The organism is Rhodococcus sp. ABRD24 (assembly GCF_004328705.1).
Classification (GTDB): Bacteria; Actinomycetota; Actinomycetes; order Mycobacteriales; family Mycobacteriaceae; genus Prescottella.
Window position 1 is genome coordinate 1,643,095 of sequence record NZ_CP035319.1, and the last position, 19,858, is coordinate 1,662,952.

Annotated in this window: 20 protein-coding genes; 13 read left to right on the plus strand and 7 right to left on the minus strand. The window is 68.0% G+C overall.

What is annotated here, in order from left to right; all coding sequences use genetic code 11:
- The first annotated feature begins 19 nt into the window (after positions 1-19).
- Complete coding sequence (locus tag ERC79_RS07365) at positions 20-1,072, plus strand: alpha/beta hydrolase family protein (RefSeq protein ID WP_131577007.1); 1,053 nt, start codon at positions 20-22, stop codon at positions 1,070-1,072.
- Positions 1,073-1,143: 71 nt separating this feature from the next.
- Here ERC79_RS07365 and ERC79_RS22950 read toward each other — a convergent pair whose 3' ends face one another.
- Positions 1,144-1,284, minus strand: a complete 141-nt coding sequence (locus tag ERC79_RS22950) for a hypothetical protein (RefSeq protein ID WP_165497047.1) — start codon at positions 1,282-1,284, stop codon at positions 1,144-1,146.
- 127 nt (positions 1,285-1,411) lie between these two features.
- Positions 1,412-2,245, minus strand: coding sequence for an alpha/beta fold hydrolase (locus ERC79_RS07370; RefSeq protein ID WP_131577008.1), 834 nt, complete (start codon positions 2,243-2,245; stop codon positions 1,412-1,414).
- Between the two features lie 299 nt (positions 2,246-2,544).
- Between ERC79_RS07370 and ERC79_RS07375 the strand changes: the two genes are divergently transcribed.
- On the plus strand, positions 2,545-2,751 hold the full coding sequence (locus ERC79_RS07375; RefSeq protein WP_131577010.1) for a PspC domain-containing protein: 207 nt from the start codon (positions 2,545-2,547) through the stop codon (positions 2,749-2,751).
- A gap of 93 nt (positions 2,752-2,844) precedes the next feature.
- Here ERC79_RS07375 and groL read toward each other — a convergent pair whose 3' ends face one another.
- From groL to ERC79_RS07390, 3 genes are all read right to left on the minus strand, one after another.
- Positions 2,845-4,470: a chaperonin GroEL gene (groL, locus tag ERC79_RS07380; protein ID WP_131577011.1), complete on the minus strand. Its 1,626-nt coding sequence runs from the start codon at positions 4,468-4,470 to the stop codon at positions 2,845-2,847.
- Positions 4,471-4,671: 201 nt separating this feature from the next.
- On the minus strand, positions 4,672-5,193 hold the full coding sequence (locus tag ERC79_RS07385) for a DUF6764 family protein (protein WP_131577013.1): 522 nt from the start codon (positions 5,191-5,193) through the stop codon (positions 4,672-4,674).
- Between the two features lie 110 nt (positions 5,194-5,303).
- Positions 5,304-6,083, minus strand: a complete 780-nt coding sequence (locus tag ERC79_RS07390) for an HAD-IIA family hydrolase (protein ID WP_131577014.1) — start codon at positions 6,081-6,083, stop codon at positions 5,304-5,306.
- A 154-nt stretch (positions 6,084-6,237) separates the two neighbouring features.
- Between ERC79_RS07390 and ERC79_RS07395 the strand changes: the two genes are divergently transcribed.
- From ERC79_RS07395 to ERC79_RS07405, 3 genes are all read left to right on the plus strand, one after another.
- Entirely contained in the window at positions 6,238-6,705 is a 468-nt protein-coding gene (locus ERC79_RS07395; protein ID WP_131577016.1) for an SRPBCC family protein, read from the plus strand.
- A gap of 91 nt (positions 6,706-6,796) precedes the next feature.
- The gene (locus ERC79_RS07400; protein ID WP_131577017.1) at positions 6,797-7,510 is read left to right on the plus strand and encodes a phosphatidylserine decarboxylase; all 714 of its coding nucleotides are present in this window, start codon (positions 6,797-6,799) and stop codon (positions 7,508-7,510) included.
- Positions 7,507-8,346, plus strand: a complete 840-nt coding sequence (locus ERC79_RS07405) for a phosphatidylcholine/phosphatidylserine synthase (RefSeq protein ID WP_131577018.1) — start codon at positions 7,507-7,509, stop codon at positions 8,344-8,346. Before ERC79_RS07400 ends, ERC79_RS07405 begins: the two co-directional genes overlap by 4 nt.
- A gap of 105 nt (positions 8,347-8,451) precedes the next feature.
- On the opposite strand, the gene ERC79_RS07410 is transcribed toward ERC79_RS07405, so the two are convergent.
- Entirely contained in the window at positions 8,452-9,351 is a 900-nt protein-coding gene (locus ERC79_RS07410) for a DUF559 domain-containing protein (protein ID WP_131577020.1), read from the minus strand.
- Positions 9,352-9,545: 194 nt separating this feature from the next.
- Here ERC79_RS07410 and ERC79_RS07415 point away from each other — a divergent pair, with 194 nt between their 5' ends.
- Positions 9,546-11,726: an AAA family ATPase gene (locus ERC79_RS07415; protein ID WP_131577021.1), complete on the plus strand. Its 2,181-nt coding sequence runs from the start codon at positions 9,546-9,548 to the stop codon at positions 11,724-11,726.
- A gap of 20 nt (positions 11,727-11,746) precedes the next feature.
- Positions 11,747-13,060 carry a hypothetical protein gene (locus tag ERC79_RS07420; protein ID WP_131577023.1) on the plus strand — a complete coding sequence of 438 codons (1,314 nt, stop codon included), beginning with the start codon at positions 11,747-11,749 and terminating at the stop codon, positions 13,058-13,060.
- Here the strand turns inward: ERC79_RS07420 and ERC79_RS07425 are convergent.
- Positions 13,057-13,467 carry an NUDIX domain-containing protein gene (locus tag ERC79_RS07425; protein ID WP_207390498.1) on the minus strand — a complete coding sequence of 137 codons (411 nt, stop codon included), beginning with the start codon at positions 13,465-13,467 and terminating at the stop codon, positions 13,057-13,059. The two genes, ERC79_RS07420 and ERC79_RS07425, sit on opposite strands and share 4 nt — an antisense overlap.
- Positions 13,468-13,680: 213 nt before the next feature.
- Between ERC79_RS07425 and ERC79_RS07430 the strand changes: the two genes are divergently transcribed.
- From ERC79_RS07430 to mnhG, 6 genes are read left to right on the plus strand one after another with little or no spacing between them, the layout of a single operon-like run.
- Positions 13,681-16,518: a Na+/H+ antiporter subunit A gene (locus tag ERC79_RS07430; RefSeq protein ID WP_131577025.1), complete on the plus strand. Its 2,838-nt coding sequence runs from the start codon at positions 13,681-13,683 to the stop codon at positions 16,516-16,518.
- Entirely contained in the window at positions 16,515-17,069 is a 555-nt protein-coding gene (locus tag ERC79_RS07435; RefSeq protein ID WP_131577027.1) for a Na(+)/H(+) antiporter subunit C, read from the plus strand. Before ERC79_RS07430 ends, ERC79_RS07435 begins: the two co-directional genes overlap by 4 nt.
- Positions 17,066-18,667, plus strand: a complete 1,602-nt coding sequence (locus ERC79_RS07440; protein ID WP_131577028.1) for a Na+/H+ antiporter subunit D — start codon at positions 17,066-17,068, stop codon at positions 18,665-18,667. The genes ERC79_RS07435 and ERC79_RS07440 overlap by 4 nt, the downstream gene beginning before the upstream one ends.
- Entirely contained in the window at positions 18,664-19,236 is a 573-nt protein-coding gene (locus ERC79_RS07445) for a Na+/H+ antiporter subunit E (RefSeq protein ID WP_131577030.1), read from the plus strand. The genes ERC79_RS07440 and ERC79_RS07445 overlap by 4 nt, the downstream gene beginning before the upstream one ends.
- Positions 19,233-19,493, plus strand: a complete 261-nt coding sequence (locus ERC79_RS07450) for a monovalent cation/H+ antiporter complex subunit F (protein WP_131577031.1) — start codon at positions 19,233-19,235, stop codon at positions 19,491-19,493. Before ERC79_RS07445 ends, ERC79_RS07450 begins: the two co-directional genes overlap by 4 nt.
- Positions 19,490-19,828, plus strand: a complete 339-nt coding sequence (gene mnhG / locus ERC79_RS07455) for a monovalent cation/H(+) antiporter subunit G (RefSeq protein WP_131577033.1) — start codon at positions 19,490-19,492, stop codon at positions 19,826-19,828. Before ERC79_RS07450 ends, mnhG begins: the two co-directional genes overlap by 4 nt.
- The last annotated feature ends 30 nt before the right edge of the window (positions 19,829-19,858 follow it).

A 19,858-nucleotide genomic window follows, 5' to 3' on the forward strand; every position in this document is an offset into this window, starting at 1 on the left:
CGGGAAAGTGAGCTGCCACATGAGATCCGACGCGAACGCGGGCCCGTCGCTGCGCCGACTCGGGGCCTCGGCCCTCGTCGCGGCCACCGCGACGGGTGCACTGTTGGGCGTCGCGCCGACGGCCGTGGCCGGGGGCATCCCGAGTTCCGCACAGGACGCGGCGGTACCGGCGTCCGCTCAGGTCGCTGCGGGTGCCCACATCACCCGCGTGGAGAACATCACCGACCGCTGGCTGCGCGTGTTCGTGTACTCGCCCGCGATGCTGTCCGAGCAGGAGGTGCAGGTGCTGCTGCCCCGTGACATCTCCATCCCGCGGCCCACGCTGTACATGCTCGACGGCCGGTCCGCCGCCCGCGGTATGAGCAACTGGACCACGCAGGGCAACGCGGTGCAGTTCTTCGAGGACAAACCGGTGAACGTCGTCATGACCACCGGCGGCAGGGCCAGTTACTTCACCGACTGGGACCGGCCCGACCCCGTCCTCGGCAACTACAAGTGGGAAACGTTCCTGACGAAGGAGCTGCCGCCGCTGATCGACGATCGCTTCGACGGCAATGGCCTCGCGTCGATCGCCGGCCTGTCGATGGGCGCGCAATCGGCGATGATGCTCGCCATGCGTTCGCCCGGCCTGTACCGCGGCGTCGCCGCCTACAGCGGCTGCTACGAGTCCACCGGTGCGCTCGGTCAGCGGCAGATGGAGCTCGTCGTCTCGAGCTACGGCGGCGACATCGCGAACATGTGGGGCCCGTTCACCGACTCGCTGTGGGCGGAGCACGACGTTGTCCGGGGCGCCGAGAAGCTACGCGGCACTGCCATGTACATCTCGACAGCCACCGGTCTGCCAGGCCCCAACGAGACGCTCGACAATCCCAACCTGATCCCGCTCGTGACGCAGGGCGGACCGATCGAGGCCGTCACCAACTTCTGCACCCACCAGCTCGACGACCGGCTGCGCTCACTCGGTATCCCGGCGACGTTCGTCTACAACCCGGTGGGCGTGCACACGTGGGCGTACTGGCGCGACGAACTGCCCAAGTCCTGGCCGACACTCGCGGCGTCGCTCGGCATCTGACGACCCGGACGACGAAGGGCGGCCCCTACGCGATCTGCGCGGGGGCCGCCCTTCGGAACCTGTGGTGGAGATTAGCTCATCGAGGTCAGCGAGGCGGTGTCGAGCGAGCCCTCGGCGCCGGCGCCGCTCGAGCTGGCGGTGCTCAGCTTGTTCAGCGCGCTCACGAGCGAGACGACGGTGTTGAGGAGGCTGATGATTTCGGACGAACCCATGGAAACTCCCTGCAATCCTGTGTGGTGTCGCGCCTCGAAGCGAAAGCGCTGCGGCAAATATAACGGCAAGGACACACTTACGAGTCACATTGACGCGTTAACACAGGATGAAAACCGAGGGTGAAGTTCAGCTGTGATCGTGCAACCAGTCCACGATTCGGTCCACCGTGGACTCCGGTGTCCGAATCCACCCATTGTGGCCGAGCGGCTCGGGCTGGTGCCACATGGTGACCTCGGCCTGTGGCAGCTTGTCGACCAGGTTCTTCGCCGAACTGCGCGGCGCCAAGTCGTCACCCTCCATCGAGATCGACAGCACCGGCAGCGTCAATCGTGCGATGCGTTCCTCGTAGTCGATATCCGCCCCCGCGGGCTCGATCCGGCCGCTGCGCGCGAACCGCGACCAGTCCGAGACAAGCACCCTCGACTGTCGACCGAAGCCCCCGATGTCCAGACGATCGCCCGGCCAGAAGCCCGCCACGCTCGCGGTGATCGACATCGCCGCCGATCCCAGCAGCACACCGGGGGATCGAGATCCAGGAAACCCTCGGTAATAGGGCGAACCGGACGCCACCAGGATCAGCCCGCCGAGCCGGCCCCGGATGCGCGCCGCGTACATCACCCCCAACTGCCCACCCATGCTGTGCCCCAGCAGGAACGGCGTGCTCCTGTCGAACCGCTCCCGCACCACCTCGAACATCGCGGGCAGGTCCACCGCCACGAGCTCCTGGTAGCCGAACGTGCTCGACGCGCTCGGACGCGGACGACTGTCGCCCTGTCCACGTAACTCGCATGTCGCGGCGCAGAAGCCGCGCGCCACCAATTCGCTCGCGAACCTGTCGTAGAAGCCGCCCGGGATACCGAGACCGGGTACGACCACTACCACCGGTGCACCCTCGCGGCCGGGGAACAACCGCACCGGCGTCGTCGTCCCGTCGGGCATCTGGATCGGCACGGTCTCCACGGCATCGAGCCTATGCCCGTGCGGCCCGCCGGGGCCGGTATTCGTCGCTCGGAGTGCTCCGAATCCGCACCGCACACTGCTTCGCCGCGTCACATACGGGTTGGGACACATTGCGTGTGAGATCCCGGCAGAAGGTGTGAGACGCGTGCCGCCGAGCCGAACACAATGAGTACGACGGGTGTTCGCCCGCTCGTCGGCCGGGTGCGCCCTCGGTAGCAGACCCCGAGCTCGAAGTTCAGGGTCGATCTCCGGGGGAATCCCGATGGTCACCGGCGCCCGCGCCGACCAGACTCGATGTCATGACCTTCGACAGCAACTCCCCCCGGCAGCTCCTCCGTTCCCGAAACCAGCGCATGCTCGCCGGAGTGTGCGGCGGCGTCGCCGAGTACTTCGGCATCGACGTCAACCTCGTGCGCCTCGGCGCCGTTCTCGGTGCAATCGTCTCGCTCGGCACCGTCGCGCTGATCTATCTCGCGGCCTGGATGCTGATGCCTCAGGATGCGTGAGCGCGCCAGTCCGCACAGCAAGAAGCCCGGGACACCGTGAAGGTGTCCCGGGCTTCTCGTCTACCTGAACTCAGGCGGAACTTCCGAAGGGGATCAGAAGTCCATGCCGCCCATGCCACCGGTCGGGTCGCCCATGGGAGCAGCGGCCTTCTCCGGCTTGTCGGCGACGACAGCCTCGGTGGTCAGGAACAGAGCCGCGATGGACGCAGCGTTCTGCAGCGCCGAGCGGGTGACCTTGACCGGGTCATTGATGCCGGCAGCGAGCAGGTCCTCGTACTCGTTGGTCGCGGCGTTGAGGCCGTGGCCGGTGGGGAGGTTGCGCACCTTCTCCGCAACGACGCCCGGCTCGAGGCCTGCGTTGAACGCGATCTGCTTGAGCGGAGCCTCGAGGGCGACGCGAACGATGTTCGCACCGGTGGCCTCGTCGCCCTCGAGCTTCAGGTCGTCCAGGATCGGAGCGGCCTGCAGCAGCGCCACGCCACCACCGGCGACGATGCCCTCCTCGACGGCAGCCTTCGCGTTGCGGACGGCGTCCTCGATGCGGTGCTTGCGCTCCTTGAGCTCCACCTCGGTGGCAGCGCCGGCCTTGATGACTGCAACGCCACCGGCCAGCTTGGCCAGGCGCTCCTGCAGCTTCTCGCGGTCGTAATCCGAATCCGACGCCTCGATCTCGGCGCGGATCTGGCTGACGCGACCGGCGATGGCGTCGGCGTCGCCGGCACCCTCGACGATGGTGGTCTCGTCCTTGCTGACAACGACCTTGCGGGCGCGGCCGAGCAGCTCGAGTCCGGCAGTCTCCAGGGAGAGGCCGACCTCTTCGCTGATGACCTCGCCACCGGTGAGGATGGCGATGTCGGCGAGCTGCGCCTTGCGGCGGTCACCGAAGCCGGGGGCCTTGACGGCGACCGACTTGAAGGTGCCACGGATCTTGTTGACGACCAGGGTGGACAGCGCCTCGCCCTCGACGTCCTCCGCGATGATGACCAGCGGCTTGCCGGACTGGATGACCTTCTCCAGCAGCGGCAGCAGGTCCTTGACCGTGGAGATCTTGGAGCTCACGAGCAGGATGTAGGCGTCCTCGAGGACCGCTTCCTGACGCTCGGCGTCGGTCGCGAAGTACAGCGAGATGTAGCCCTTGTCGAAGCGCATACCCTCGGTGAGCTCGAGCTGCAGGCCGAAGGAGTTGGACTCCTCGACGGTGATGACGCCTTCCTTGCCGACCTTGTCCATGGCCTCGGCGATGAGCTCACCGATGGACGGGTCGCCGGCCGAGATACCGGCGGTGGCAGCGATCTGCTCCTTGGTCTCGACCTCCTTGGCGGTGTCGAGCAGCTTGGCGGTGACGGCCTCGACGGCCTTCTCGATGCCGCGCTTGAGACCCAGCGGGTTGGCGCCGGCGGCAACGTTGCGCAGACCCTCACGGACGAGCGCCTGAGCGAGGACGGTGGCGGTGGTCGTACCGTCGCCAGCGACGTCGTCGGTCTTCTTGGCGACCTCCTTGACCAGCTCGGCGCCGATCTTCTCGTAGGGGTCCTCGAGCTCGATCTCCTTGGCGATGGAAACACCGTCGTTGGTGATCGTGGGGGCGCCCCACTTCTTCTCGAGCACGACGTTGCGACCCTTGGGTCCCAGCGTCACCTTGACGGTGTCGGCGAGGCTGTTCAGGCCACGCTCGAGGCCGCGACGTGCCTCTTCGTCGAACGCGATGATCTTGGCCATTGCGAAGTGATCCTCCGGATTGGGGGTGACACATTGCCGGCCGGGGTCAGTGCCCGCGACGGACGACCAGGGGTGTCGATGGTTCCCGGTCTCACCGCTCCGACCTGGCACTCACGAGTCGCGAGTGCCAAGTGCATTTTTAGCACTCGAGTGGGTTGAGTGCAACGTTGCGGGGCGGTCTCAGCCCTGGGCGAACGTGCTCTACCCGATGCAGGACTGGCCGGTCCTGAGATTCCACGCGAAGGACAGCGGGCCGACGCAGTTGACGCCGCCCTGCTCGGCCGTCGCGCCCGAACCCCAACCGGCCACCGCGAACGTCGCGTAACCGTCGTCGGCCCACGAGTGTGCGATGCCGCCGCCGATCGCCAGCGCGAGAGACTGGCCGTTGCCGCGCGACGCGCTGAGCGCGGTCCCGAACCCTGTCGCGAAGCTGTTCGAGGATCCGAAGTTCTGGGCGACGGAGACCGCCGTACCGCTATCCATCGCGGCCGACCGAGCCACACTCTGCTCGAACGCCTGCGCACCGCAGCTCGCGAACTCCGAGACCTGGATGTCATTGGCCGTCGCCGGCGACGTGCACACCACCGGAGCCGCGGACGCGGCACCGGCACCGACAGTTGAAACCCCAAGTGCCACACCGAATCCGAGCGCAGCAACGGCTGCCGTCCGCATCATCCGTCGACCAAGGCTGGAGAGAACACGCGGGCGGGAAGAGGTCGACATTCGGGCTCCTTCAGAACGAGAAAGGGAGGGCGCTGAGCGTGACCGCGACAGTACCTGCTCAGGCGATCGAACCTCGGCATTTCGATAGCGAGCCGAAGTAGCCCGGCGCGTCAGCCCAACTCGGTGAGCAACGCCGGCAGATCAGCCACCGAATCGATCAGACGATCGGGCCGGTCGACCGCCAGATCGAGGATCGGCTGACGGAACTTGCCGGTCCGCACCAGCACACCCGTCATCCCCACCCGCTGCGCCGGCAGCACGTCGCCCCGGAAGTCGTCGCCCACCATCACCATCGCCGCCGGGTCCGCGCCCACCAACTCCGCAGCAGTGAGAAACCCGGCCAGCGACGGCTTACCGACGGCGATGATCCTCGCGCCCGACGCCTCCTCGAGCCCCGGCAGATACGCGCCGGTGTCGAGGCGGAGACCGTCGGCGGTCGACCACATCAGTCCGCGGTGCATGGCGACCGCCGGGACACCCGAGACCATCAGATCCAGCACCCGGGACAGCGCGTCGTGCGTGAACTCCGGGCCCGCGCCGCCGAGCACCACCACCTGCGGATCGATGTCGTCGAACTCGATGCCCTCCATGTCTGCCGCGACGTCGCCGTGATTGAGCAGCAGCACGCGGGCCCCTGGATACGTCGATCGCAGGTACTCGGTGGTGAGCCGGGCCGCGGTGACGATCTCGTCGGGCCGGACGTCGAAGCCCGCGTCGACCAGCGTCGACGCGATCTCCTCGCAGGTCCGGGACGTCGTATTGGTGAGGAACGCTCGCCGCCGGCCGTCACGGGCAACCTCCGCGAGCGCCTCTGCCGCGCCTGGCACCGGACGCCACGAGGTGACCAGCACACCGTCGATGTCGAACAGCACACCCTCGACCCCGGTCATGGCTTCGAGGGTATCGGCCGGAACCGGGGCGCGTAGGGGATGCGAAATCCCGATCGTTTCGTGACCTGCCACACACACCACCCGCGCCAGGGCATACGATCCAGGTGTACGCGTGACCTCCTGTACCACCTAACTCGAACTGGAGAGCCGACCCGTGACGAACACCCTCGAAGCCAGCATCGACATCGCCGCCACCCCGCAGGACGTGTGGGCAATCGTGTCCGATCTCAAGCGCATGGGCGAGTGGAGTCCGCAGTGCCGCAAGATGCGCGTGTCCGGCGAGGTCCGTGAGGGCACCAAGACCTTCAACATCAACCGCAAGGGCTTGCTGGTGTGGCCGACGACATCCAAGGTGATCCGCTTCGAGCCGAACAAGGCCATCGCATTCCGGATCGCCGAGAACCGCACCGTCTGGTCCTACACCCTCGAGGCCACCGAGACCGGCACCCGCGTCATCGAGCGCCGTGAGGCCCCCACCGGCACCAGCCAGCTGTCGCAGTTCCTGATCAAGCACGTGCTTGGCGGCGCGGAGGCATTCGAGGCCGACATGATCGTGGGCATGCACGCCACGCTCGCGCGCATCAAGAACGAGGCCGAGGCGCTCGCCGTCGGGTCCCGCTAGCACATCGCGACCCGCCGGTTCTCGGCCCTCACGTAGCCTGTACTAGCTCGTGCGGCGACCCGCCGCACACCCGAACAGGTAAGAGGAGCTCGTGGCACGTCGACCGACACCCCCCGGTACCCCCCAGCCCACCGGCGTCGGCCACGTCATCGGCCTCGTCAAGGCTGCGGTCCCGCCGCTGCATCCCGCCGGGTTGCCGTTCGTGCTGGCGCCGCTCGCCGTTGCAGCGGTGGGACGCAACCGCAAGTGGGTACGCCGCGCCGGACTTGCCTCCGCGGCAGCGTGTGCCACGTTCTTCCGGCACCCGCACCGCGTGCCACCGAACCGTCCTGGCGTCGTCGTTGCGCCCGCCGACGGTGAGGTCGCGCTCGTCGACTCCGCCGTCCCGCCCGCCGAACTCGGCATGGGCGATCAGCCGTTGCCGCGGGTGAGCATCTTCCTGTCGGTACTCGACGTGCACGTCCAGCGCACGCCCGTCGCCGGCCTCGTGAAGAAGGTTGTGCACCAGCCCGGCCAGTTCCTGTCCGCGGACCTGGCCGACGCCAGTGAGGTCAACGAGCGCAACAGCATGCTCATCGAGACGGCAAGCGGCCACGACGTCGCCGTCGTGCAGATCGCCGGACTGCTCGCGCGCCGCATCGTGTGCGACGCCAAGGAAGGCGACACGCTCACCATCGGTGACACGTACGGCCTGATCCGATTCGGCTCCCGCGTCGACACGTACTTCCCTGCCGGCACCGCGCTGCTCGTGGAGCGTGGTCAGCGGACGATTGGCGCCGAGACCGTCCTCGCGCAGCTGTCGTGACGCCAGCCCGCCCCAGCGGACGGAACGCGGTCCGATTACTCCCGAGCATCATCACGATCCTCGCGCTGTGCAGCGGGCTGTCCGCGGTCAAGTTCGCGCTCGACAATGAACTCGGCATCGCCCTCGCGATGATCGGCGCCGCCGCCGTCCTCGACTCTCTCGACGGCCGGATCGCTCGCATGCTCGACGCCACCAGCAAGATCGGCGCCGAACTGGACTCCCTCGCCGACGCCATCTCGTTCGGCGTCGCACCCGCCCTCGTGCTGTACGTGACGCTGCTCGACGGCAACAACTTCGGCTGGATCATCGCCCTGCTGTACGCGGTGAGCATCGTGCTTCGACTGGCCCGGTTCAACACCCTGCTCGACGACGACACCAAACCGGCCTACACGCGAGACTTCTTCGTCGGCGTCCCCGCGCCCGCCGGCGCCCTCATCGCGCTGACCCCCATCGCCGTGTACGTGCAATGGGGCGAGGGATGGTGGTCGTCGATCGGTGTCGTCACGGTGTGGACACTCGCGTCCGCGGCACTGATCGTCAGCCGGATCCCCACCCTCGCGATGAAGACCGTGTCGGTACCGGGCGGCATGGCCGCCGGCCTTCTGGTGCTCGTCGCCCTCGCCGCCGCGGCCCTCGTCACCTACCCGTTCGTGCTGCTGATGGTCTTGGTGCTGGTGTACCTCGTGCACATCCCCTTCGCAGTCCGCTCCCAGCGCTGGGTCGCCGCCCGCCCCGAGACCTGGGACATCAAGCCCTCCGAGCGCCGCGCCATCCGCCGCGCCCCCGGGGGCAACCGGCGCTCCGCCGCACGGCTGGGACTGCGTCGGCCGCGGTAGCCCGTCCCCCGCGTTTTGCGCACTTGGCGCGGGTTCCGGGTCCGGGTTCCCGCGTTTTGCGCACTTGGCGCGAGTTCCGGGTCCGGGTTCCCGCGTTTCGCGCACTTAGCGCGGGATCTCGGCCCGGCGGCGCCTGGCACTCCCCCCGCCCACTCGACGTAACGCGGCCTCGATCATGTCCAGTACCGCCGCCGGGTCCCGCATCATCTCCTTGGTGACGAACACGATCTCCCAGCCCTCCTTGCTGAGCTTGTTCATGCGGTCCCGGTCCTTCGACAGTGCCCACCCCTGGCCGTGCCAGTCGCCGTCGTACTCGACCACCAGCTTCACCTCCTCGAACGCGAAGTCGACACGTGCGATGAACTTGCGTCCCGAGTAGATGTGCAACTGCGGCTCCGGGTGCAGGCCCACGAAGTGCATGCGCACCCGCAGCTCGGACTCCGGAGGCGACTCGGCACGAGGATCGGTGAGCGCCAAGACCTCCCGTGCGCGGACCACGCCGTGATCGTGCCGATCCTCGAGGTACGCCGTCATCCGCGCCTGCGTCGTGAGTTCGGCTCGGAGGATCCGGTCGGCATCGGCCACCGCGCGAATGAACGAACCGGTCGCAAGGACGTCGAACATCATCCGCTCAGGCCGGGCGATCGAGATCTGCTCCCACGGCTCGTAGTCCTGCTTGTCGATGACGACCCGACGCACCTGCAGCCCCGGGCGACGGTTGACGCGGTGTCCGGGAAGCGCGATCACCTCCACCGGATCCGACATCGACGCCAGTGGCACGCCCCGCACGACCGCTGCCGACCGTCCGGTCAGCACCAGTGCCCCTTCCCCCGTGAGCGCGGCAGCACGGCACCGCAACTCATGACTGTCCCGCACACTCCGCGGGCAGTACACGCCGCGGAACAGCCGACGCACCTTCGGCCCGCGCAGATGTGCGGCGGTGAGCACACCGTCCCGCACCGCATCCCGTCCGACGAACACCTCCGGCAACCCTGGAACCGTCATGCCGCCCACGATGCACGACGCTCCGCGTCCGATCCCGTCCCCGAGTCCCCGTCATCCACAGGTCCAGGAGTTGTCCACAACCCCGGAAGCCCCGCGTTTTGCGCACCTATCGCGGATTCCGAGCCGTCGGAAGCGCGAGAAGTGCGCAAAGCGCGGGAGGGAAGGGGACAGGACGGCCCACTAGGCTGGCAGACGTGACCTCCCCCGAACTGACACTCACAGTCCGGCTCAACACGTCTGCCGCGGACGCTCGACGCGGGGTGGTACGGCTGCATCCCGAGGTGCTAGCGGCGCTCGGACTGCGGGAGTGGGACGCGATCGCACTCGTCGGGGCGCGCCGGACCGCCGCGGTCGCGGGGCTGGCGCCGACCGGAACGCCCACGGGCACTGCACTGCTCGATGACGTCACCCTCTCCAACGCCGGGCTGCGCGAGAACGCGACCGTGGTCGTCACTCCGGTCACCGTGTTCGGCGCGAGGACGGTGACGGTGAGCGGGTCGACCATGGCACAACAGTCCATCTCCGACATCACGCTGCGGCAGGCGCTACTCGGCAAGGTCCTCACCGTCGGCGACGCGGTGTCCCTGCTGCCACGCGACCTCGGTCCGGGCACCAGCACGGCGCCGGCCTCGAAGGCGCTCTCACGGACGTTCGGTGTCCAGTGGACATCGGAGCTGCTCACCGTCACGGGTGTCGACCCGTCGGGCGGGCCGGTGAGTGTGCAACCGAATTCGGCGGTGAGCTGGGGCACCGGCGTGCCACACGCGATGCCGGCGCCAGGCAAGACGCTCACGACGTCGGCAGCAGTCACCGCGCCCGAGGCGATACCCGTGCCCGTGGAGGACCTCGTCGGTGCGCGCACACAGGCCGCGAAGCTCACCGAATGGCTGGGCCTCGCACTCGACGAACCCGAACTACTGCACACCCTCGGCGCCTCACCGCACCTCGGAGTCCTGATCACCGGACCGGCCGGAGTTGGCAAGTCGATGCTCGCCCGCTCGGTGCTCGCACCGCGCCGAGTCGTCGAGCTGGACGGTCCGGGGGTCGGTGCTGCCGAATCACAGTCGCGGCTCGAACGGGTCACCGCCGCAGTGGACGCCGTTCGCTCCGGTGGCGTCCTGCTGGTCACTGACATCGACGCGCTACTGCCCGCAGTCCGCGAACCCGTCTCGACGCTGATCCTGGACCAGCTGCGGCGCGCCGTGGACACCGAGTCGGTGGCATTCGTCGCGACCACCGCGCACCCGGACGCGCTCGACGACCGCCTCCGCGGGCAGGACCTGTGCGACCGGGAGCTGTCACTGTCTCTGCCCGACGGGGCCGGACGTCGCCAACTGCTGGAACTGTTGCTCCGTAGGGTACCCACAGCGGACCTCAACCTCGGCGAGATCGGCTCGCGCACTCCGGGATTCGTTGTCGCCGACCTGGCCGCACTGTGCCGCGAGGCGGCGCTGCGGGCGGCGTCCCGCGCCAGCAGCACCAAGGCGGAACCGCGGCTGACGCAGGACGATCTCTTGGGCGCACTCGAGGTGATCCGCCCGCTGTCACGTTCGGGCACCGAGGAACTCGCGATCGGGAGCGTCACCCTCGACGACGTCGGCGACATGGTCGAGACCAAACAGGCGCTCACCGAGGCGGTGCTGTGGCCGCTGCAGCATCCGGATTCGTTCGCACGCCTGGGTGTGGATCCGCCGCGCGGCGTCCTGCTGTACGGGCCACCCGGCTGCGGTAAGACGTATCTCGTTCGCGCCCTGGCTAGTTCGGGGCAGCTCAGCGTGCACTCCGTCAAGGGCGCCGAGCTGATGGACAAGTGGGTGGGCTCGTCGGAGAAGGCCGTGCGTGAATTGTTCCAGCGCGCCCGCGACTCGGCGCCGTCGCTGATCTTCCTCGATGAGGTGGACGCCCTCGCCCCGCGCCGCGGGCAGAGCTCCGACTCCGGCGTCTCCGACCGCGTGGTGGCCGCGCTTCTCACCGAACTCGATGGCGTCGAACCACTACGCGACGTCGTCGTCCTGGGTGCCACCAACCGCCCCGACCTCATCGACCCGGCACTGCTGCGGCCCGGACGGCTCGAGCGGCTGGTGTTCGTGCCACCACCGGATGCGGAGGCGCGCAGGGAGATCCTGCGGACGTCGGGCAAGTCGGTGCCACTGGCCGAGGGCATAGACATTGCCGATCTCGCCGACGATCTCGACGGTTACTCGGCCGCCGACTGTGCGGCGCTGCTACGCGAGGCGGCGCTCGCAGCGATGCGACGCAGTGTCGATGCCGCCGACGTCACTGCCGCCGACGTCGCCGCCGCGCGGGAGAAGGTACGCCCGTCACTGGACCCCGACCAGGTGGCGCATCTCAAGGCATACGCAGAGAACCGCTGAGCCCCTGTAGCGTCGGGTCGGTGATCTCGAACGTCCGCGCTCCCCTGTCCGCAGTGGCCGCGCTGTTGGCCGGGGCTCTAGCCACATTCGTGCTCGTCAGCCCACCCGAATGGCGCGGGGCGTTCAGTGCGTCGGGCCGGCAGTTGGAGTCGTGGCTGGACACCGTGCCCACCGCGATCGCGGTCGCGACGGTGCTCGCGGTGCTGGCGTACGCGGCGCTGCAGCGCGCGGGTTCTGTGCGGCCGGCATGGATTTCGGCGGCCGTAGCGTCGGCCGTGCTGATCGGCGTCCGGCTGATGGTGTCGGGCGCCGGGGGTGTCGACCAGTTGACGCTGCTGCACTACGCCAAGTGCGTGGCCGCCGGAGTCCTGTTGGGAGCGACCGTTGCCGCGGTCTGGACCCGTCCGCTTCCGCGCCTCACGTTCGTTGCGGCGGTGGCGTCGACGTTCGTCGTCGCGCACACCGCGGATACCGGATGGGAGCCCAGCACGTCGACGCTCGGCGAACCGTTCTGGTGGCTGCTGATACCGGTGGTCGTCCTGACCGTCGCGTGCGCGGTGGTCGACGCCGACGCCCCCGCGAAGGCCGACGCCGCACTCGTCCGCAACGTCGCCGCCGCCGTCGTCACGCTCGCGCTCGCGCATCGGCTACTGGGCGCATGGATCGACGGGCAGACCACCGACTCGACGCTGCAACAATGGGTCGTCATCGGCGTCTGCCTCGTGTTGGTCGTGGCGCTCACCGAGTTCTGGGCCCAACGCATCGAGAGCCCGTTCCTGCTTGCCGCAACCGCCGTCGCCGCGGCCACCGCACTGGTCGCGTCGCAGCTCGCGCAGTGGACACGAATCGAGCCGTGGTTGGCCGTCGTCGTCGGTACCACCACCGTCGTCGTCGGGCTCGCCACGTCGATGCGCCGGCCGACACCGTCGATCGGTCTCGCGGTCCTGGCGCTGGTGCCGCTGTCCACCGCTGTGGATCCCGATTTCGGCAACGAGGGCGTCTGGCTGCTGGTGCGGCTCGCGGTGCTCGGGCTGGGGATTGGCCTCACCCTCGGCTCGACCCTGCCCGACAGTGGCGCCGTGGCGTCACTCGGCCTCGTCGTCCCCCTGCTGGCGCTGGTGTTCACAGAGGTGGTCACCACAACCCGGACCGTGATCACCTACAACGGGGCATATGAGCCGCTGCCAGGGGTGCCGCTGTCGAGCGGCTACGACACTCTCCTACCGCCGGCGCCCAACCGGATCGCCGGAATTGCGCTGCTGCTGGTCGTCGTGTTCTGCGCGCTGGCGATCCGGGGACTCGGCGCCCGCGAGCGCACCGAACCGACCGACTAGTCCACCAGATCCAGCTCCCGCAGCCGAGCGAAGACCAGGAGCGACCCGGGGGCCATTTCGGGCATTGCGCGGTACTCGGCCTCGGTGAAGTAGCGGATCTCGGCGACCTCACTGGTGGGCTGTGGGTCGTCGGTGAGCTCGGCGAGAAAGCAGGTCATGTGCAGACGGGTGCCCGTCCGGTGCCCGAAAGCCTCGGCCTCGAACACCCCGAGTTCACGCACGGTCCCGTCGACGATTCCCGCGTCGAGCTCCTCACGAACCTCCCGGTGCAGTGCCTGTTCGGGGGTCTCGCCGGGATCGATCTTGCCGCCCGCCATGTAGAAGGCAGTCTTGCCGGCTGAGCGCGCCTGTAGCAGGCGACGGTCGCGAATGTAGGCGAGGGCCGCGGTTCGGATCACGGTGGGCATCTCCACTGACACTCGAAGAAATCTACTCGCCACGACGTCGCCACGCGGACCACGCGAGTCGTTCATCCACTTTGTGCCCATTGCGGCCATCACTTGGTGACTCAGTAAGATGTACCGCGTAGTCCACTTTGCTTCGCTAAGCGAACGGCCTACTCGACTCTCGGCTTACACCGATTCGTCACCCCGCCGCCCCACAACCCGACGGAGTGCCATTTGCTAGTCATATTGATCGCCCACGCGATAGCCGCTGCTATGGCTCCGCTCGTCGTGCGATCAATGGGGCGCAACGCATTCTTCCCGCTCTCGCTGGTGCCGCTCGCAAGCCTGGGCTGGGTCATCGCGAACTGGGGCACCGAACAGAGCCTGAGCATCCGGTGGGTGCCCGGCCTGTCGATGAACCTCGAGATGCGATTCGACTCCCTCGCCGCGATCATGTCGGTACTCGTTCTGGGCGTCGGCGCGCTGATCCTGATGTACTGCGCGCGCTACTTCACCGACGACGAACCCCGTCTCGGCATCTTCGCGGCCGAGATGGTCGCGTTCGCGGGCGCCATGTTCGGCCTCGTCACCAGCGACAACATGCTGATCCTCTATACGTTCTGGGAACTGACGACGGTCCTGTCGTTCCTGCTCGTCGGTCACTACGCCGAGCGCGCCACCAGCCGGCGAGCCGCGACCCAGGCGCTGCTGGTGACCACGGCCGGCGGCCTCGCGATGCTCGTCGGCATCATCATGCTCGGCCAGCAGGTGGGCAGCTACAACCTCTCCGATGTCATCGCGAACCCGGCGACCGGGTGGCTTGCGAACGTCGCGATCGTGCTCATCCTGATCGGTGCGCTGTCGAAGTCGGCGATCGTCCCGCTGCACTTCTGGCTGCCCGGCGCGATGGCCGCGCCCACCCCGGTCAGCGGCTATCTGCATGCCGCAGCGATGGTCAAGGCGGGCATCTATCTGGTCGCGCGCCTGGCACCCGGCTACGCCGACTCGCCCCCGTGGCGGGTCACGATCATCACGCTCGGGCTGGCGTCGATGCTGCTCGCCGGCTGGCGCGCGCTGCGCTCGTTCGACCTCAAACTCGTGCTCGCGTTCGGCACCGTCAGCCAGCTCGGTTTCCTCATGGTGCTCGTCGGCATCGGCTCCCGGGACGCGGCCCTCGCTGGCATGACGATGGTCGTCGCACACGCGATGTTCAAGGCCGCGCTGTTCATGGTGGTCGGCATCATCGACCACTCCACCGGCACCCGCGACATCCGCAAACTCGCCCGGCTCGGCCCGAGCGCCCCATGGCTGGCCACGATCGCGGCGCTGGCCGCCGCGTCCATGGCCGGTCTACCGCCGTTCCTCGGGTTCGTCGGCAAGGAGGCGGCCCTCGAGTCGATCCTCCAGGCGAACATGCTCGAGCCGTGGGAGCGGACCACCGTGCTTGTCGCGATCGCGATCGGCTCGGTCCTCACCGTCGCCTACAGCATCCGGTTCGTGTGGGGCGCGTTCGGCCGCAAGCGCCTGCGCAACCCCAGCACCCCCGTCGCGAACATGCACACACCCGGCGTGCTCTCCCTGGCACCGCCCGCCCTACTCGCGGTCGCCGGTCTCGCCGCAGGACCGCTGTCCCCGCAGCTCGAAAAGCTGCTCACGCCGTACTCGACGACGCTGCCCGCGGGCCCGCACGCCGACTACCACCTGGCGCTGTGGCACGGGTTCAACCTGCCCCTGCTGCTCACCGGCGCGATCGTCACACTCGGCACGGTGTTGTTCGTCGCGCACCGGTGGGCCGTCACCCGGCTGCGTTTCCAACATCCGCCGCTCGGCAACGCCGACCGTGTGTACGACGCAATCCTGCGCGGCATGGACACGCTCTCGATGCGCCTCACCGGTTCCACACAGCGCGGTTCGCTTCCACTGACGCAATCGACGATCCTCGCAACGCTTGTGCTGCTGCCCGTGATCCTGCTCGCGATCAACACCGATGTGTGGGCGAGCCTGCGCCTGTGGGAGTCGCCGCTGCAGTTCACCGCCGGTCTGATGATGATGGCCGCCGCGGTGACCGCGACCGTGCTGCGCAACCGCCTGGCCGCGGTGATCCTGGTGGGGCTCAGCGGCTACGGCTGCGGCGTCATCTTCGCGCTGCACGGCGCCCCGGACCTCGCGCTCACGCAATTCCTGGTAGAAACCCTGACGTTGGTGATCTTCGTGCTGGTCCTGCGGAAGCTGCCGGCCGAGGTGGACGAGCGGCAGGCAATCGGCTTCCGGCTGCCACGGGCGATACTCGCGGTCGGCGTCGGTACCGCGGTCGCCACCATCGCCGCGTACGCGATGAACGCCCGCAACTCGACGCCTATCTACCATGAGCTGCCGGACGCCGCGTACCTCATCGGCAACGGCCGCAACATCGTCAATGTGCTTCTCGTCGACATCCGCGCGTGGGACACCCTCGGCGAAATCTCGGTCCTGCTGGTCGCGGCCACCGGTGTCGCGAGTCTGGTGTTCCGGCACCGTCGCTTCGGCACCGCGCCACGCGTATCCGACGCCCCATCCGTCGTGCAGGATGCGGCATCGGCAAGCACGGAGACGACGTGGCTGCGTGGCGGCGACCTGATCGATCCGAAACACCGCTCGATGGTCCTCGAGATCACCACCCGGCTGATCTTCCCGACGATGATGGTGCTGTCGGTGTACTTCTTCTTCTCCGGCCACAACGCACCCGGAGGCGGATTCGCGGGCGGGCTCACCGCTGGACTGGCGCTGGTGCTGCGATATCTGGCCGGCGGACGCTACGAGCTCGGTGAGACGGTCCCGATCGACGCCGGCAAGATCCTCGGGCTGGGCCTGGCGCTGTCCGCTGGTACGGCGCTGACATCTCTGTTCCTGGGCGCACCGCCGCTGTCGTCGGCAGTGTTCGAGATGACTGTGCCGCTGCTCGGCCACATCAAGGTCGTCACCGCGCTGATCTTCGACCTGGGCGTGTACCTGATCGTGGTGGGCCTCGTGCTCGACGTGCTCCGCAGCCTCGGGGCCCGCCTCGACGCGCAGGAGGAGGTGAACGCCCGATGAGCGCGGACCTCGCCACCCTCGTCGTCATCGGAGTTCTCACTGCGTCCGGCGTCTATCTGCTGATCGAACGCAGCATCACCCGCATGCTGCTGGGCCTGCTGCTCGTCGGCAACGCTGTCAATCTGTTGATCCTCACCGTCGGCGGGCCCTCCGGAAATCCACCGATCGTCGGCCGCGAGTCGGTGCACGAGGAGATCGCCGATCCACTGGCGCAGGCGATGATCCTGACTGCGATCGTCATCACGATGGGCATCGCGGCATTCGTCCTGGCCCTCGCCTACCGCTCGTTCAAGATCAATACCGCGGACCGGGTCGAGGACGACCCCGAGGACACCAAGGTCTCCAAGCGGCGCACCCCGGCCGACGCGCCGGACCACGACCGCTCCGACGATCCACTCACCGGCGCGCCCAGCAAGATCGGCGACGCCTTCGATTCGGAGGGCAACCCGATTCCAGTCGACCAGATCGAGGATCCCGAGGACTACACAGCCTACGAGGAACTACACGACGGGGACGACGAGATCGAGACATCAAGGGGAGGCACGCGATGACGCTCTCCCCCGCACTCATCGGCACGCTCGCTCCGCTGCCGGTCCTGATCCCGATGATCGCCGCAGCGGTCACGCTGATCCTCGGCCGCCGACCCACTGCGCAGCGCTGGATCACCCTGGCCGCACTGATCGGTGTCACCGGTGTCTCGGCGATGCTGCTGTTTCTCGCGGACCGGCACGGCACCACCGCGATCCAGGTGGGCGGCTGGGACACCCCGATCGGGATCACGCTGGTCGTCGACCGGCTCTCGGCGCTGATGCTGCTGGTGTCGTCGATCGTGCTGCTCGCCGTGATGATCTACTCGATCGGCCAGGGCATCCGGGACGGGCACGAACACCAGCCGGTGTCGATCTTCCTGCCCACATACCTGGCGCTGACGGCCGGCGTGTCCAACGCGTTCCTCGCGGGCGACCTGTTCAACCTGTATGTCGGCTTCGAGGTGCTGCTGGCCGCGAGCTTCGTGCTGCTGACGCTGGGGGCCAGCGCCGACCGGGTCCGCGCCGGCGTCTCGTACGTCATGGTGTCGATGGTGTCGTCGCTGATCTTCCTGTGCGGCATCGCGTTCGCGTACGCCGCAACCGGCACCCTCAATCTGGCGCAGATGGCACTGCGGTTCGACGACATCCCGTCCGGCACCCGCATGGCGATCTTCGGTGTGCTGCTCGTGGCGTTCGGCATCAAGGCGGCAGTATTCCCGCTGTCGACGTGGCTGCCAGACTCCTACCCGACCGCCCCCGCACCGGTCACTGCGGTGTTCGCGGGCCTGCTCACCAAGGTCGGCGTGTACGCGATCATCCGCTCGCACACACTGTTGTTCCCACAGGGCGAGCTCGACAACGTGCTCATGGTGTGTGGCCTGCTGACGATGATCGTCGGCATCCTCGGCGCCATCGCACAGAGCGATATCAAACGTCTGCTTTCGTTCACCCTCGTCAGCCACATCGGCTACATGATCTTCGGCGTGGCGTTGTCGACGCACTCCGGCCTGTCCGGCGCCGTCTATTACGTCGCGCACCACATCCTCGTGCAGACGACGCTGTTCCTGGTGGTCGGTCTCATCGAACGGCAGGCCGGGTCGTCGTCGCTGCGCCGTCTCGGCGGGCTCGCGGCGGCCAGCCCGGTGCTGGCGATCGTGTTCCTGATCCCGGCGCTCAACCTCGGCGGCATCCCACCGTTCTCCGGGTTCATAGGCAAGGTGGCGCTGCTGCAGGCCGGCGTCGCGCACCCGAGCGCCCTGTCGTGGATGCTGGTCGCGGGCGGCACCGCCACCAGCCTGCTCACGCTGTACGTCGTGGCCCGCGTCTGGACCAAGGCGTTCTGGCGGGCCCGCGCCGACGCCCCCGAGGGCAGCCTCGCGGACGCGAGCCCGTCGGCGCTGATCGACGAGTCCGAGGAGGACATCGCGTTCGTCGACCGCGAGGACGTGGGCCGGATGCCGATCTTCATGCTGTTGCCGACGATCGGCCTGGTCGCGGTAGGACTGCTGCTGACGATCTTCGCTGGCCCGATGATCGACATCGCCGACCGCGCGGCGCAGGATCTGCAGAACCGGGACGTCTACATCACCGCAGTGCTCGGTGAGGGAGGTGACCGATGAACCGCGAACGGGTACTCCGCGTCGGCGTGCTCGCGTGGCTGACGGTGGTATGGATCCTGTTGTGGGGCACCTTCAGCATCGCCAACCTGCTCGGCGGCGTGGCTGTCGGCCTGGTGATCATGGTGTTGCTGCCGCTGCCCCGGGTGCCGGTCGAGGGCCGGGTACACCTGCTGTCGATAGTGAAGCTGCTGTGGATGGTCGTGTTCTACGCCGCGCAGTCGAGCGCGCAGGTGGCGTGGCTGGCGATCCGGCCGGGTCCGCCGCCGCTCACCGGGGTACTGCGGTGCAAACTCGGCATCAAGTCCGATCTCGTACTCACGCTGTGCATCTACGTGCTCAACCTGATCCCCGGCACCATGGTCCTCGAGTTGGATCAGGCACGGCGCGCGGTGTACGTCCACGTCCTCGACGTGGGCACCGCCAAGGCGGTGGACCAGTTCTACAGGTCCGTCCGGCAGCTCGAGCGGCTGTTCATCGCGTCGTTCGAGCGGGATTCGGACTGGCAGCCGGCGCCGTGGCACCTGCGCGACTACGAGTACCACGAACAAGGCAGGGAGGACGGGGCATGACGGCCGTCATGATCATCGCCGGAGTGATGTTGGTGGTTGCCGCCCTGATCACCACGTACCGGCTGCTGGCCGGACCGAGCAGTCTCGACCGTCTGGTCGCGATGGACACCCTCATCGCAACCGCGATCTGCGGGCTGTCGGTGTGGACCGCGTACACCCGCGACACCACCATCGTCCCCGCCATCGTCGCGCTGGCCCTCGTCGGATTCGTCGGCTCGATCAGCGTGGCCCGATTCCGGGTGAGTGACGACTCGTGAACACGCTTCTGGAAATCCTCGCCGCCACTTGCCTCCTGCTGGGCTCGCTACTCGCACTCACCGCCGCAATCGGCATCGTCCGCTTCCCCGACACCCTCTCCCGCATGCACGCCGCCACCAAACCGCAGGTCGTGGGCCTGGTGCTGGTGCTCATCGGTGCGGTGATCCGGCTGCGCGGCAACGTCGACATCTGGATGCTCGTGCTCATCGGGCTGTTCACTCTGCTCACCGCACCGGTGATCGCGCACAGTGTCGGCCGTGTCGCCTACCGCGAACAGCGCGGGCGCGACGGACTGCTGATGGACCATGACGACGATCCGGGGGTCTTCCGCTAGCCCATCCGCGAGTTAGTCGTTTTCATTCGA